At 71.7% G+C, this 12,576-nt stretch carries 11 protein-coding genes; 8 read left to right on the top strand and 3 right to left on the bottom strand.

Annotated elements, in window-relative coordinates; genetic code table 11:
• Window positions 1-55 precede the first annotated feature (55 nt).
• Window positions 56-2,125, bottom strand: coding sequence for an NPCBM/NEW2 domain-containing protein (locus ADK86_RS32920; protein ID WP_053699899.1), 2,070 nt, complete (start codon window positions 2,123-2,125; stop codon window positions 56-58).
• Window positions 2,126-2,394: 269 nt separating this feature from the next.
• Between ADK86_RS32920 and ADK86_RS32915 the strand changes: the two genes are divergently transcribed.
• The 5 genes from ADK86_RS32915 to ADK86_RS32895 all read left to right on the top strand — a co-directional run bounded on the left by ADK86_RS32915 (window position 2,395) and on the right by ADK86_RS32895 (window position 7,035).
• Window positions 2,395-3,654: an ABC transporter substrate-binding protein gene (locus ADK86_RS32915; protein WP_053699925.1), complete on the top strand. Its 1,260-nt coding sequence runs from the start codon at window positions 2,395-2,397 to the stop codon at window positions 3,652-3,654.
• 13 nt (window positions 3,655-3,667) lie between these two features.
• Complete coding sequence (locus ADK86_RS32910) at window positions 3,668-4,618, top strand: carbohydrate ABC transporter permease (RefSeq protein WP_420718897.1); 951 nt, start codon at window positions 3,668-3,670, stop codon at window positions 4,616-4,618.
• The gene (locus tag ADK86_RS32905) at window positions 4,615-5,520 is read left to right on the top strand and encodes a carbohydrate ABC transporter permease (protein WP_053699898.1); all 906 of its coding nucleotides are present in this window, start codon (window positions 4,615-4,617) and stop codon (window positions 5,518-5,520) included. The genes ADK86_RS32910 and ADK86_RS32905 overlap by 4 nt, the downstream gene beginning before the upstream one ends.
• Window positions 5,521-5,633: 113 nt before the next feature.
• Window positions 5,634-5,927: a hypothetical protein gene (locus tag ADK86_RS32900; RefSeq protein WP_053699897.1), complete on the top strand. Its 294-nt coding sequence runs from the start codon at window positions 5,634-5,636 to the stop codon at window positions 5,925-5,927.
• Window positions 5,928-6,000: 73 nt separating this feature from the next.
• On the top strand, window positions 6,001-7,035 hold the full coding sequence (locus ADK86_RS32895) for an NUDIX hydrolase (protein WP_053699896.1): 1,035 nt from the start codon (window positions 6,001-6,003) through the stop codon (window positions 7,033-7,035).
• Window positions 7,036-7,148: 113 nt separating this feature from the next.
• On the opposite strand, the gene ADK86_RS32890 is transcribed toward ADK86_RS32895, so the two are convergent.
• Window positions 7,149-8,516 carry a dipeptidase gene (locus tag ADK86_RS32890; RefSeq protein ID WP_053699895.1) on the bottom strand — a complete coding sequence of 456 codons (1,368 nt, stop codon included), beginning with the start codon at window positions 8,514-8,516 and terminating at the stop codon, window positions 7,149-7,151.
• 188 nt (window positions 8,517-8,704) lie between these two features.
• Here ADK86_RS32890 and ADK86_RS32885 point away from each other — a divergent pair, with 188 nt between their 5' ends.
• The 3 genes from ADK86_RS32885 to ADK86_RS32875 all read left to right on the top strand — a co-directional run bounded on the left by ADK86_RS32885 (window position 8,705) and on the right by ADK86_RS32875 (window position 12,072).
• Entirely contained in the window at window positions 8,705-9,910 is a 1,206-nt protein-coding gene (locus ADK86_RS32885) for a geranylgeranyl reductase family protein (RefSeq protein ID WP_053699894.1), read from the top strand.
• A 111-nt stretch (window positions 9,911-10,021) separates the two neighbouring features.
• Complete coding sequence (locus ADK86_RS32880) at window positions 10,022-11,410, top strand: sensor histidine kinase (RefSeq protein WP_078952419.1); 1,389 nt, start codon at window positions 10,022-10,024, stop codon at window positions 11,408-11,410.
• Window positions 11,407-12,072, top strand: a complete 666-nt coding sequence (locus ADK86_RS32875) for a response regulator transcription factor (RefSeq protein ID WP_030371371.1) — start codon at window positions 11,407-11,409, stop codon at window positions 12,070-12,072. Before ADK86_RS32880 ends, ADK86_RS32875 begins: the two co-directional genes overlap by 4 nt.
• Window positions 12,073-12,221: 149 nt before the next feature.
• Here ADK86_RS32875 and ADK86_RS32870 read toward each other — a convergent pair whose 3' ends face one another.
• Entirely contained in the window at window positions 12,222-12,467 is a 246-nt protein-coding gene (locus ADK86_RS32870) for a DUF6332 family protein (protein WP_003984461.1), read from the bottom strand.
• Between the last annotated feature and the right edge of the window lie 109 nt (window positions 12,468-12,576).

Here is a 12,576-nt window from a genome sequence, read left to right as displayed (position 1 = left end):
GCCGATGGCCGGGCGGGCCCGGAGCCCGCCCGGCCGATGCGGCCGTGACGGCGCGTCAGCAGCTGAACTTGGCGTCGGCCCAGTCGCCGTGGTCGTACTGGTACCCGTCACCGACGTCCTGCACCACCAGCCGTACGGTGCGCGCCCCGGCGACCGACGCGCTGACCGCCTTCGCCGGGTCCTTGCCGGTCAGCTTGCCGCTCTCGGCGACCCGCTGCCCGTCGGCCCACACCTCGAAGGACACCGAGCCCTGGTCGCCGGTCTCGTCGTCCACGCCGACCTGCGCGCTGAACGCCGAGCAGGTGCCGCCCGTGTAGTACGTGATCTCACTGGGCGCGTGGGCGCCCAGCCCCTTGGGGTAGGTCACGCCGCCGATACGGAGCGGCGTGCCGTCACCGGCCCGGGGCCCGCCCACGCTCATGTCCCGCTCGACCGGCCCGTAGCCGTTGGTGGCGGTGATCCAGGTCAGGTCGCTGGCGTACGAGGTGCCGGCGGGCGGCGCCTGTACGGCGAAGACCGGCAGCGGCAGCGTCTGCGTGACCCGCTGCCCGCGCGCGGAGCGGTAGTCGGTGGTCAGCGCCAGCTCGTACGCGCCGGGCTTCGTCCCCGCCAGCGGTGCGATCTTCCAGGCGGTGACCAGTTCCTTGTCCGGCGGCAGGGAGGGCGATCCGGTGGACGTGACCGGCTCGACGCGCCAGCCCTGCGGGCCCTTGAGGGAGACCTTGACGTCGAACGCCGGGGTCCGGCCGAGGTTGCGGGTGAGCGTGGCCACCCGGGCCTGTGCGCCGACCTCGATCGGCTCGATGCCGTCGGCGCCGGTCTCGACGGCCGGCGGGTAGTGCGCCCAGCGGCGGTCGGGGGAGACGCGGTACACCAGGGTGCCGTGCGCCGGTACGGTCGCGGCGATCTCACCGGCGGTGTGGGTGTCCTCGTGCTTCCACAGGTCCCGCAGCCGGTAGCCGCTCGCCTGCGGCAGGCCCGCCTCCTTGGCGGTGGTGGCGATGCGCTGCGGCCGGTCGGACTCGTTGAACAGCGCCACCGCCCGGTCGCCGTCGGCCAGCGGCTTGCTCAGCACCCACCGGCCGCCCGCCGACTTCAGCACCTCGGCCTGCTTGCCCAGCGGGTCCTGGTCGAGCCCGATGATCTCGCGGTTGCCGAGGATGTCGTACGTCGCCCGGGACGCCTTGCGCAGGTCGGTGCCGATCAGCAGCGGCGCGGCCATCATCGACCACAGGGAGAAGTGGCTGCGGTACTCGGTGTCCGTCATGCCGCCGTTGCCGACCTCCAGCATGTCCGGGTCGTTCCAGTGGCCGGGACCGGCGTACTTGGCCAGCGGCGCGTTCTCCTTGAAGATCCCCACCACGCTGTCCCACACGTCACCGATGTCGCCGGTGGTGCGCCACAGGTGCCCGACATCCGCCGCCCACTCCCACGGCTTGTTCTCGCCCCACTCGCAAATGCTGTAGACGATGGGGCGGCCCGTCGCCTTCAGGGCGTCGCGCATCGTGGTGTAGCGCTGCTTCGCGTCCACCCCCTGGTTGTTGCAGTTGTCGTATTTCAGGTAGTCCACTCCCCAGTCGGCGAACTGCCGGGCGTCGGAGTACTCGTGGCCCAGCGCGCCGGGCATGGCCCTGGCACAGGTCGTGGTACCGGCGCTGGTGTAGATGCCGAGCTTCAGCCCCTTGGAATGGACGTAGTCGGCCAGCGCCTTGATGCCGTTGGGGAAGCGGGTGGTGTCCGGGACGAGCTTGCCGTTCGCGTCCCGGTCCTTCTGGGCCCAGCAGTCGTCGAGGTTGACGTACTCGTAGCCCGCGGCCTTGAGGCCCTTCTCGACGAAGAGGTCGGCGATCCCCTTGATCATCGCCTCGTTGAAGTCGGCTCCGCAGTGGGTGGAGTTCCAGTTGTTGAAGCCCATCGGAGGCGTCCTGGCCAGGCCGTCGGGCAGCCGCGGGGCGGCGGACGCGGCTGTCGCGGCGGGCGTGGTGGCAGGCGCGGCCCCGGTGTCGGCCGTACGGGCCGCGGCGGGCACGGCCGTCATCCCCGCCGCGCACAGGAAGGCCGCGGAGAGCGCTCCGACGACTCTTCGCCGGGCGCGCCGGGGAGTGAGGGGGGTGTGCGGGTGCATGATGCGCGTCCTCCGTTCTCGGAGAGAGCAGTGAAGTCATGTACCGGTCAATAGCGAGTGTTTACGGTAAGGCTTGTTGGACTGTGTTGGAAGACAAAAGGCGGCGGTCGGGGAGCAGCCCGCCAAAAGCCTTGACGGATGCACCCGTTGGGAGTGAGATCCCAGCACTCGCGTTCGGTTCTGTTCGGTTCCATCGCTGAGGAGGGGGAGACATGGTCCACTCATCGGGAAACGGCCCGGGCGGGTGCGCGCACCGGGCGGTGCGCGGGGTGACCCGGAGGTCCCTGTTGCGCGGCGCGGCGGCCGGTGCGGGGGCGGTCGCCGTACCCGCGCTGCTCACCGCGTGCGGCGACGGTCCGGACGGCGGCGTCACCCTGGGGTCCAACGCCTCCGACGCGGTGCCGAAGCGGGCGTACGCCGACGCCTTCGCGGCGTACGAGAAGAAGTCGAAGAAGGACGTGAAGGTCAACACGGTCAACCACGAGAACTTCCAGGAGAACATCAACCGCTACCTCCAGGGCACGCCCGATGACGTCTTCACGTGGTTCGCCGGTTACCGCATGCAGTACTTCGCGCGAAAGGGCCTGCTCGCCGACATCAGTGATCTCTGGAGGGAGTTCGACGGGTTCTCCGACGCGGTGAAGAAACAGTCCACGGGCGAGGACGGCAAGCAGTACTTCGTGCCGTACTACTATTACCCGTGGGCGGTCTTCCACCGTAAGAGCGTTTTCCGGACGCGGGGTTATGAGATCCCGAAGAACTTCGATCAATACCGCGCGCTCGCCCGGCAGATGCAGAAGGACGGCCTCACCCCATTCGCCCTGGGCGACAAGGAAGGCTGGCCCGCCATGGGCACCTTCGACTACCTGGACATGCGGGCCAACGGCTACGACTTCCACATCGCGCTGATGCGCGGGGAGAAATCCTGGACCAGCCCCCAGGTACGGCAGGTCTTCGACCTGTGGCGCGGCCTGCTGCCGTACCACCAGAAAGGCGCGAACGGGCGGACCTGGCAGGAGGCGGCGCAGTCCCTCCAGCAGAAGAAGACCGGTATGGCGGTGCTCGGACTGCCGCACCCGGGCCAGCAGTTCACCGCTCACAACCGCGCGGACCTGGACTTCTTCCCGTTCCCCGAGATCGATCCGGCATTCGGGCAGGAGGCGGTCGAGGCACCGGTGGACGGATTCCTGCTGGCGAAGAAGGCCCGCAACCGGGCCGGGGCCGAGGACCTGCTGACATTCCTCGCCACCCCGCAGGCCGAACTGATCTACCTCAAAAGCGACCCGAACAACGTGGCGGTCAATAGCGGGGCCGGCACCGGCTCCTACGACGCCCTGCAGAAGAAGGCCGTCCGGCTGGTCTCCGGGGCCCGGCAGATATCGCAGTTCATGGACCGCGACACCCGCCCCGATTTCGCCTCGACCGTACTGATCCAGGCGATCCAGCAGTTCATCGGCGACCCGGACGACATCGACGGGCTGGTGAACGGCATCGAGCGGCAGAAGAAACAGATATTCGCCGCGGACTGACGCCGTGACCACCGTGAACCGGACGACCGGCACCCGGCCGGCCACCCCGCCGAAGACCGTGGCGCCGCGCCCCGCACGGCGCCGGGGCCCGCGCCGCCACACCCGCCGCGACCTCGCCGTCCTGTGCGTCCTCCTGGGCCTGCCGATCCTGCTCGACCTCGCCCTGGTCTGGGGGCCCACCCTGGCCTCCGTCGCTTTGTCCTTCACCACCTGGGACGGCGTCGGCGACCTCCACTGGGCGGGTTTCGGCAATTACGCGGACCTCTTCGCCGATTACCCGCAATTCTGGCCGGCGGTCCGCAACAACCTGCTGTGGCTGGCCGCCCTCGGGCTGCTCGCCACGCCGTTCGGGCTGCTGCTCGCCGTCCTCATCGACCGCGGCGTACGGTTCAGCCGCTTCTACCAGTCCACGCTCTACATGCCGGTGGTGCTCTCGCTCGCCGTCGTCGGCTTCATCGCCCAGCTGATCCTCTCCCGCGACCAGGGCGCGCTGAACGCCCTGCTGGGAAACCAGGACAATCCCGTCGACTGGCTCGGCGACCCGGACCTCAACATCTGGATGGTCCTGCTGGCCGCCTGCTGGCGGCACACCGGATACGTGATGATCCTCTATCTCGCCGGGCTGAAATCCGTCGACCCGGAACTCAAGGAGGCCGCGGCGATCGACGGCGCGAACGAACGGCAGGCGTTCTTCCGGGTCGTGCTGCCGGCGCTGCGCCCGGTCAATGTCATCGTCGGCGTCATCACCGTCATCGAGGCACTGCGCGCCTTCGACATCGTCTACGCCGTCAACAAGGGCCGCAACGGGCTGGAACTGCTGTCCGTGCTGGTGACCGACAACATCATCGGCGAGGCCAGCCGGATCGGTTTCGGCTCGGCCATCGCGGTCGTCCTGCTGCTGGTCTCCCTCGGATTCATCATCACCTATCTCGTCCAGGAACTGAGGGGGGAACAGCGGCGATGACCGTTTCCGCGGTACGCGTCCGGCGCCCGGCGCGCCCCGGCGGCCCGCCCGGCCGCCGCGGCCGTTTCGGCGTGCACGCCTTTCTGCTCGCCGTCTCGCTCGCCTTCCTCGCCCCGCTGCTGCTGGCCGTCTACGCGTCGCTGCGCCCGTACGAGGAGACCGCCCGGGACGGCTATTTCTCCTTGCCGAGCCGGCTCTCCCTCGACTACTACCGGCAGGCGTTCACCGATTCGGGCATGGGACGGCATTTCCTGAACTCACTGCTGATCACCGTGCCGGGCGTGCTGATCACCCTCTTCCTGGCGTCGTTCACCGCCTTCGCGGTGGCCCGGCTGCGGCTGCGCGGTTCCCTGGTCCTGCTGATGGTCTTCACGGCCGGGAACCTGCTGCCGCAACAGGTCATCGTCACCCCGCTCTACGTGCTCTTCAACAAGGTGCCGCTGCCGTACCGGATGTCCGACTCGCTGACGCTCTACGACTCGCTGTGGGCGGTGCTCGCCGTACAGGTCGCCTTCCAACTGGGCTTCTGCGTCTTCGTGCTCGCGAATTTCATGCGGACCCTGCCGCCGGAAATCCTGGAGGCCGCGATCGTGGACGGCGCCGGGGTGTGGACGCGCTACCGGCACGTGACGCTCCCGCTGTGCCGCCCGGCCCTCGCCGCCCTGGGCACCCTGCAATTCACCTGGATGTACAACGACTTCCTCTGGGGCCTGGTCTTCCTGTCCACCGGCGACAAACTCCCGGTCACCTCGGCCCTGAACAATCTGCGCGGGCAGTTCTTCACGGACTACAACCTGCTGGCCGCGGGCTCGGTCATCGTCGCCCTCCCCACGATCGTCGTGTTCCTCCTTCTGCAACGGCACTTCATCGCGGGACTCACCCTGGGCGCGAACAAAGGGTGACGGGAGGGTCCGGGAACGGGCGCCCGCGTACGGGAAAACCGCGCGCGGGCCCTTGCCGGGTGCGCCCGGGGCGGCGACGCTCCGGCTACATCCCGAGCGGGAAGGGAACCGTCATGACGAACGCACAGATGTGGGCGCTGATCGTGGGATTCGCGTCGCCCATCCTCATCGCGGTCATCAACCGGCCCGAGTGGTCGCAGGCCGCCAGAACGCTGGTGCAGGTGATGGTGTCGGTGCTGGTGGGACTGGGGAGCGCGCTCTTCGCCGGGGACTTCGCCGGAAAGGACGTGGTGAGCAGCATCCTGGTCGCCGCCGTCGCCGCCATCAGCGCGTACAAGGGCGTCTTCAAACCTGCCGGGATCGCGCCGAAGGTGGAAAAGGCCACGTCCCCGGCCGCCCGCGGCTAGGCCGGGCCCCGCAAAAGTTTCCGTGGCAGGGTGTTACGGGCAACTCACTGGGGTCTAGGGACAAGGGGGCAATGTGATCGTCTGGCTGAACGGCGCGTCCGGTGCGGGAAAGTCCACCGCGGCCCGGTACCTGCTGGACCTGCTTCCCGGAAGCACGCTCTACGACCCCGAACTGGTCGGAAGTGAACTGCGGCTGATGCTGCCCGCCGCGCGGCTGGAGGAGATCGGCGACTACCAGGACCTGCCGGCCTGGCGCCGGCTCGTCGTGGACACCGCGGCGGCCCTGCTCCACGAGGTGCCGGGGCCGCTCGTCACGCCGATGCCACTGCTGCGCCAGGAGTACCGGGACGAGATATTCGGCGGCCTCGCCTCGCGCCGGGTGCCCGTGCGCCACGTTCTGCTGCACGCCGAGGAAACGATCCTCCGCGAGCGTCTGGCGCGGCGTACGGACCACACCGGCGACGGCGCGCGCGGCCGGGGCGCGCGCGGCCGGGACCTGACCCACCTGGAGTCGTACGAGGACGCGCTCGGTTGGCTCAAGCAGGACGCGCACGTCATCGACACCGCCCGGCTGACGCCCAGGGAGACCGCCGAGCGGATCGCCGAGGCGGTCCGGGCGGGGGCCGGGGCCTGCGACATCGTGCAGACACCCGAACCCACGGCGGAGACCCTGGCAGCCGGGGTGCTGCTCTTCGACGACGCCGACCGGGTGCTGCTGGTGGACCCGACGTACAAGCCGGGCTGGGAGTTCCCGGGCGGTGTGGTGGAGCCCGGCGAACCGCCGGCCCGCGCCGGGCTCCGCGAGGTGACCGAGGAACTGGGCATCCAACTGCACAGCCCGCCCCGCCTGCTGGTGCTCGACTGGGAGCCGCCCCAGCCGCCCGGCTTCGGCGGGCTGCGGATGCTCTTCGACGGCGGCCGGCTGGCCGGCGAGCAGATCCGCGACCTGCTCCTGCCGGGGCCGGAACTGCGCGGCTGGCGTTTCGCCACCGAGGAAGAAGCGGCGGACATGCTGCCCCCGGTGCGCTGGAACCGGCTCCGCTGGGCCCTGCGCGCACGCGAACAGGGACGCCCGCTCAACCTTGAGGCGGGCGTCCCTGTGGGATGAGGTCCTGCGGCTGGTTCCGGAATCAGACACAGGGTCCGGGGCGACGGCAGGGAGGGCTCCCGGCCGGTGGCGTACGGGCTGCCGGTGCCGTACGGCTTCGCTGCCGGCGGCTGCTACCGCTGCGCGTACTGCTCGGCGTACCGCTGGAGAAACAGCGCCTCGGCGAGCGAGAGGCGCTCCAGCTCCTCGGGCGAGACGCTCTCGTTGACCGCGTGGATCTGCGCCTCCGGCTCGCTGAGGCCGATGAGCAGGATCTCGGCCTCCGGGTAGAGCGCCGCCAGGGTGTTGCACAGCGGGATCGATCCGCCCATACCGGACGTCTGCATCTCCGTGCCGTCGTACGCCTCGCGCATTGCCGACGCCATCGACGCGTACGCCGGGCTGCCGGTGTCCGCGCGGAACGGCTGGCCCTGGCCGACCTGCTCGACCGAGACCCGCGCGCCCCAGGGGGCGGCGTTCTCCAGGTGGGCGGTGAGCAGTTCGGTCGCCTTCACCGCGTCGGTGCCCGGCGGAATCCGCAGGCTCACCAGTGCCCGCGCGCCCGCCTGCACGGACGGCGTGGCGCCGACCACCGGCGGGCAGTCGATGCCGAGGACGGTGACGGCCGGGCGGGCCCAGATGCGGTCGGCGACCGTGCCGCCGCCGGTCAGGCCGACGCCGTCGAGCACCTTGGCGTCCTGGCGGAACTCCTCCTCCGGGTACTGCAGCCCCTCCCAGGTCGCGTCGGCCTCCAGCCCGTCGATCGTCGTCGAGCCGTCCTCGCCGCGCAGCGAGTCCAGTACGCGGATCAGCGCCGCCAGCGCGTCCGGGGCGGCACCGCCGAACTGGCCGGAGTGCAGGTTGCCCGCCAGGGTGTCCACCTGGACGCGGACCAGCGTCATACCGCGCAGCGTCGCCGTGACCGTCGGCAGGCCGACGCGGAAGTTGCCGGTGTCGCCGATCACGATGGTGTCGGCGGTGAGTAGTTCGGGGTGGGCCTCGGCGTACCGCTCCAGGCCGCCGGTGCCCTGCTCCTCCGAGCCCTCCACGATCACCTTGACGTTGACCGGCACGCCGCCGTGCTCCTTGAGCGCCCGCAGCGCCGTCAGGTGCATGATCAGGCCGCCCTTGCAGTCGGCGGCGCCGCGCCCGTACCAGCGGCCGTCCCGCTCGGTCAGCTCGAAGGGCGGCGATATCCAGGCCGACTCGTCCAGCGGCGGCTGCACGTCGTAGTGGGCGTACAGCAGCACGGTCGGCGCGCCCGCCGGGCCCGGCAGGTAGCCGTACACGGACCGGGTGCCGTCCGGGGTGTCCAGCAGCGCCACGTCCGTGAAGCCGTCGGCCCGCAGCGCGCCCGCCACCCACTCCGCTGCGGCCTCGCACTCGCTCCGCGGGAACTGCGCCGGATCCGCGACGGACTTGAAGGCCACCAGTTCGGCCAGCTCGGTCCTGGCCCGGGACTGCAGCGAGGCGACGGTGTGCGCGAGCGGGCTGTCAGGCATGGAACGCTCCTTGTGGGCGCGGCGTTGTACACGTGGGTTCACGTGCGGGTCCGTCCGGCGCGCCGCACCGGACCAACCGTACGTACGGGCGATTGTGGGGCCGATCTTCCCACAGGACGCTCGCCGGAGGGCGAGCCGTAGGATGCGGGCGGTACGCGGCACGGCATCGAACGGGAGCAGAAGCACAGGTGAGCAGCGACAACGCAGCCGAGGGGAACCAGCAGGTGTGGGACGTCGTGGTGGTGGGCGCGGGGCCCGCCGGTGCCTCGGCCGCCTACGCCGCGGCGTGTACGGGACGCCGCGTCCTGCTCCTGGAGAAAGCCGAACTGCCCCGGTACAAGACCTGCGGCGGCGGCATCATCGGGCCGTCCCGCGACGCCCTGCCGCCCGGCTTCGACCTGCCGCTGCGCGACCGGGTGCACGCGGTCACCTTCTCGCTCAACGGGAAGCTGACCCGCACCCGCCGCTCGAAGCACATGCTCTTCGGGCTCATCAACCGCCCCGAGTTCGACGCCCAGCTGGTCAAGACGGCCCAGGATGCCGGCGCCGAGCTGCGCACCGGCGTCACGGTCTCCCGGGTCGAACAGCACGGCTCGGCGGTGCCCGACCGGCGGACCGTCGCCGTCGTGCTGGGCGACGGCGAGGTGGTGCTGGCCCGCGCCGTGGTCGGCGCCGACGGCAGCGCCGGCCGGATAGGCGCGCACGTCGGCGTGAAGATGGCCCAGGTCGACCTGGGCCTGGAGGCGGAGATCCCCGTCCCGCCGACGGTCGCCGAGGACTGGGCCGGGCGGGTGCTGGTGGACTGGGGCCCGATCCCGGGCAGCTACGGCTGGGTCTTCCCCAAGGGCGACACCCTCACCGTCGGTGTGATCTCGGCCCGCGGCGAGGGCGCCGCGACCAAGCGCTACCTGGACGACTTCATCGGCCGGCTCGGCCTGGCGGGCTTCGAGCCGAGCATCTCCTCCGGGCACCTGACCCGCTGCCGCGCCGACGACTCGCCGCTCTCCCGCGGCCGGGTCCTGGTGTGCGGCGACGCGGCCGGGCTGCTGGAGCCGTGGACCCGCGAGGGCATCTCCTTCGCGCTGCGCTCCGGGCGGCTCGCGGGGGAGTGGGCGGTCCGCGTCTCGGAGGCCCATGACGCGGTGGACGCGCGGCGCCAGGCGCTGAACTACGCCTTCGCGATCAAGGCCGGGCTGGGCGTGGAGATGGGGGTGGGCCGCCGGATGCTCACCGTCTTCTCGCGCCGCCCCGGCATGATCCACGCGGCCCTGACCGGCTTCCGGCCCGCCTGGCACGCCTTCGCGAAGATCGTCCGGGGGACGACGACGCTGGCCGAAATCGTACGGACGCATCCGGTCGCGCGGCGGGCGCTGGGGGCGATGGACCGGCCGTGACGGGGCAGACCGCCGGAGGCGGTGTCCCGTCGTCGGCTACTCCCTGTGGAGTACGTCCGATCACCGCGCCGGGCTGACGCCCCGTACGGCGTTCCGGTCTAGCGTGGCGGAATGGAGAACGGACGGCCGCCGTGGGCGCGGCCCTGCCGCGGCTCCGGCGACGGCCTCGGCCCGGACCGGTGGCGGTCCCGGGACGACGACGGTGACATGCCGCCGGGCGGCCGGTTCGGCGCGTGGCTGTTCCGGGGCTCCCCCGATACGCGGCTGCCCTGGGCCTCCACGGCCGTCCTCACCGTGTTCGTGCTGGTCGGCACGCGGTTCGCGGCGCGGAACCAGCCGGACCGCGTCGATCTCGACGCGCTCGCCCACGCGCTGCTGCTCGCGGGCATGGTGCCGCTGCTCTGGCGGCACCGCTTCCCCCGTACGGTCGCCCTCGGTACCGCGGCGGCCACCGCCGCCTACCTCGCCGCCGGATATCCGTACGGCCCCTTCCTGCTCTCCGTCGCCCTCGGCTGCTTCGCGGCCGTCGTCGCGGGGCAGCGGGTGGCGGCCTGGACGGCCGTCGGGCTGGTCTGGGCGAGCCATCTGCTGGTCGGCCACTGGCTCTACCGCTGGCTGCCGCCGTCGGGCGACGGGCCCGCGCCCTGGGGAGAGCAGCTGTTCGTCACCGTCCTGGTGGTGGCGGTCGTGGCGGTGTCCGAGCTGGCGCGCGTACGGCGCGAACAGTTCGCGCGTATGCGAGCCGAGCGGGCGGCCGCCGCGCGGCGGCGGGCCGACGAGGAGCGGCTGCGCATCGCCCGCGAGCTGCACGACGTGCTGGCGCACAGCATCTCCGTCATCAACGTCCAGGCGGGCGTCGGACTCGCCCTGCTGGACGAGGACCCCGAGCAGGCGCGTACGGCCCTGACCACCATCAAGGCCGCCAGCAAGGAGGTGCTGGGCGAGGTACGGCAGGTTCTGGCCACGCTGCGGACCCCGGGCGACGCCCCGCGCGCCCCGGCGCCCGGCCTGGACCGGCTGCCCGAACTGTGCGGGCAGGCGAAGGACGCCGGGCTCGCCGTGCAGGTCACCGAGCAGGGCCGCCGCCCCCGGCTCTCACCGGGCGCCGACCTCGCCGCCTTCCGGATCGTCCAGGAAGCGCTGACCAACATCGTCCGGCACTCCGGCTCCCGCACCGCCCGGGTCGGGCTCGTCCACCTCCCCGGCACGCTGGAGATCACGGTCGACGACGACGGGCCCGCGACCGCCGCCGGACGGGCCGGGGACGTGCGCGGAACCGGGGACGCCGGAGCCGTCGCCGGAGGCGGCAACGGCCTGGTCGGGATGCGGGAACGGGCCGCCGCCCTCGGCGGCACCGTCGAGGCGGGCCCGCGGCCGGACGGGGGATTCCGGGTGCACGCCCGCCTCCCGCTGCGCACGGCGACACCGGCGCCGGACGCCACCGGCTCAGCGCGCGCTACGGATACGGTGAGTCCCACCGCCACCGAGGAGGAGACGTGATCCGGGTACTGCTCGCCGACGACCAGCTGCTGGTCCGCGCCGGATTCCGGGCCCTGCTGGACGCCCAGCCCGGCATCGAGGTCGTCGGCGAGGCGGCGGACGGGGAGGAAGCACTGATCGCCCTGCGCGAGCAGCGCCCCGACGTGGTGCTGATGGACATCCGGATGCCGGTGCTGGACGGGCTCGCCGCGACCCGGCAGATCACCGAGGACCCCCGGCTGTCCGCCGTGAAGGTCGTCATGCTCACCACCTTCGAGATGGACGAGTACGTCTTCGAGGCGATCCGCGCGGGCGCCGCCGGTTTCCTGGTCAAGGACACCGAACCGGAGGAACTGGTACGGGCCGTACGCGCCGTGGTCGACGGCGACGCGCTGCTCTCACCGGGCGTCACCCGCCGCCTGATCGCCGAATTCGCCGCCCGCTCCAAGGAACCGGCCGCGGACGGCACGCTCTCCGTGCTCACCGAACGGGAGCGGGAGGTGATGGCACTCGTCGGTCTCGGGATGTCCAACGAGGAGATCGCCCGCCGCCTGGTCGTCAGCCCGCTGACCGCCAAGACCCACGTCAGCCGCACCATGACCAAGCTGGGCGCCCGGGACCGGGCCCAACTGGTCGTACTGGCCTACGAATCGGGGCTGGTGCGGCCGGGGTGGCTGGGGTAGGGGCGGCCGGGGCGACGACCGGCCCGGTCGCCCGCGGCGACGCCGGTACGACCGTGAGGCCGGCGGGGAGGGCGTGACCGGCGGGGAGGGCGTGGCCGCCGGGCGCAGCGTAACCGGCGGGCAGAACGTACCCGCCGGGCGGCAGCTCGCTATCCGGCCCGGCGCCCGGTGAACCGGCGCAGCACACGCACCACCCGCCACACGAACGCCACGCCCGCCGCGCTGCCGGCCGCCGCCAGCAGCACGCCGGTCCCGGTCCGGCCCGGGTCCGTGAACAGCAGTGGGCTCAGCACGGCGCCGAAGGCGAGAGCGGCCACGAACACGCCGGTCAGCAGGGCGAAACCGATCTCGACGGTCATCGCGTCACGCTCGGCCTGGGAACGGGTCGGAGACATGGTGGCAGCTTGTCATGCGGTGGGCGATGGTGGGTGGTTGGTCGGCTGGGAGCTTTCTTGGCTGCGGTTGCGATCCCTTTCTTTCTCCCCCCCGCCCCCCGCCCCCCAC

The sequence above is a fragment of the Streptomyces sp. NRRL F-5755 genome, from assembly GCF_001279365.1.
GTDB classification, from domain to species: domain Bacteria; phylum Actinomycetota; class Actinomycetes; order Streptomycetales; family Streptomycetaceae; genus Streptomyces; species Streptomyces rimosus.
Note: the sequence above shows the minus strand (reverse complement) of the source record. Positions and strands in the feature narration are given on the sequence as shown.

Bases quoted from the DNA above. Each gene is read 5' to 3' on its own strand.
- ADK86_RS32900 (WP_053699897.1), top strand. From the start codon at position 5,634: ATGACGAACGCACAGATGTGGGCGCTGATCGTGGGATTCGCGTCGCCC.
- ADK86_RS32880 (WP_078952419.1), top strand. From the start codon at position 10,022: ATGGAGAACGGACGGCCGCCGTGGGCGCGGCCCTGCCGCGGCTCCGGC.
- ADK86_RS32870 (WP_003984461.1), bottom strand. From the start codon at position 12,467: ATGTCTCCGACCCGTTCCCAGGCCGAGCGTGACGCGATGACCGTCGAG.
- ADK86_RS32890 (WP_053699895.1), bottom strand. From the start codon at position 8,516: ATGCCTGACAGCCCGCTCGCGCACACCGTCGCCTCGCTGCAGTCCCGG.
- ADK86_RS32920 (WP_053699899.1), bottom strand. From the start codon at position 2,125: ATGCACCCGCACACCCCCCTCACTCCCCGGCGCGCCCGGCGAAGAGTC.
- ADK86_RS32905 (WP_053699898.1), top strand. From the start codon at position 4,615: ATGACCGTTTCCGCGGTACGCGTCCGGCGCCCGGCGCGCCCCGGCGGC.